The following is a 1,594-nucleotide window of genomic DNA, read 5'->3' on the forward strand; positions in this document are numbered from 1 at the left end:
CCGATAGCCGCGCCTGGTTCCGATCAAGGCACGTTTTGACGGCGCCGCCGCCAAGCGAAACCTTCGAGCAAAGCTTGTCGATGTCCGAACCGCAGGCCTTCGCCAGACGGTCATAGGCTTCGGCGAAGGTGAGCGTCTGGGCCGAAACGGCCAACGGGATCACCATGGGGGCCAGCAGACAGGCTGCGGCGAGGGCTCTGCGTAGACGCACGATCGTCTCCCTGTTTTCGTTCGGTGTAATCGCGCCCGAATATGCGATTTCAAAGGAAGCCGGCGATCTTGCTATGGGCAAACGCCAGGAGCGATGAGTTGATCGATCAGGGTGCGCACAAAGACATCTGGGCCGCCGGCACCAGAACACGTCGGCAGCTTGCGGGATTCGTCTTGATGGGACCGGTCGGGACAAGAGGCCAAGCCACTGGTGTCGAAGCTCGGTCTCCAATCTGTGCGCCCGGATGAAGGGAAAAGCAGCCCGGCGCATCGGCCGGGCTGTTTGCAGATCAGAGTGCCCGGCTCAGAACTTGTAGTTCACGCCGACGCGCAGGAGTCCGGCGCCGCCGCCGCCATTGCTGACCGCGGTATAGGTTCCGGCCGGCAGCACGCCGCCCGCGGGGTTTTCGAAGACCTGGGCCCTCCTGCCCTCGCCGGTATCGACGTAGAGACCTTCGAGCTTGACCGTCCAGTTATTGGTGAAGGCGTATTCGACACCGCCGCCGATGGTCCAGCCGGCATTGCTCGTCGTGTTGCCGGTCAGCGGGTTGGTGTTCAGGCCGCCATAGGCCAGACCGCCGGTGATGTAGACCAGGGTCCGGTCGAAGGCATAGCCGATGCGGGCGCGCACGGTGCCGAAATAGGCGCCGTCACCGCCGCCTCTACCGGCCCACCAGGTGTATTGGCCCCACGCCACGCTACCGCCTGTATCGACATACTGGATATCGGTCTCAAGGCCGTAGACGATCGCGCCGGACTGCCAGTTATAGCCGATCTGGCCGCCACCGACGAACCTGCCATCACCACCGCCGACACCGCTCAGGACGCTGGAAGAGCCAGCAGTCGGCCCGTTGACGGCGATCTCGCCCGAGTCAGCCCAGCCCACGCCGGCGTTGAGACCGACATAAAGACCAGCCCAGGTGAACAGGGGCGCGTAGACGATCGGGGGAGGCGGCGCCTGGCGGCTGGGAAGGTCGGCGGAGAAGGCCGACGTTGCCAGGCACGTCGCAAGAACGGCGGTGGATACAAGACCTAGTCGCATGATGTCCTCCGAGGTCAGGGATACGCAAGTCAATCTGTTCCATATGAAGTAACGGCAGAGAACCCGAATAATCCGTGCCACTTCCCAATGAAGTGCCGAATGTTACGGACTGCGATATTTTGATCACTTCGCTCTATGAGTCCAAAAAACGACTGCCCAGAGCATGCCAATCCCAACGGGCGCCCGTGGGGCCCAGACCTCCGGCATGGGGCGGCGTGGGGACGGGCGTTCCATCGCGGTTGAGGAAGTCACTCCAGTTCAGGCCATCGATGCTCTTGCTGAGTGCTCATGCGCGATAAATCACGCATGCGGTGCCGTCATCGAAAGATAGTGTACCAGGCC

The 1,594-nt window shown here is 62.5% G+C and carries 2 protein-coding genes; both read right to left on the minus strand.

Annotated elements, in window-relative coordinates:
- Positions 1–211: cysteine rich repeat-containing protein (locus AC1DW9_RS36575; RefSeq protein WP_476855408.1), on the minus strand; the 211-nt coding region annotated here is incomplete at its 3' end.
- A 303-nt stretch (positions 212–514) separates the two neighbouring features.
- On the minus strand, positions 515–1,252 hold the full coding sequence (locus AC1DW9_RS36580; RefSeq protein ID WP_441508678.1) for an outer membrane protein: 738 nt from the start codon (positions 1,250–1,252) through the stop codon (positions 515–517).
- Between the last annotated feature and the right edge of the window lie 342 nt (positions 1,253–1,594).

The organism is Allobosea sp. P4_E12 (genome assembly GCF_056401655.1).

Excerpts from the sequence above, each read along its gene's own strand:
- AC1DW9_RS36580 (WP_441508678.1), bottom strand. The coding sequence starts at position 1,252 with ATGCGACTAGGTCTTGTATCCACCGCCGTTCTTGCGACGTGCCTGGCA.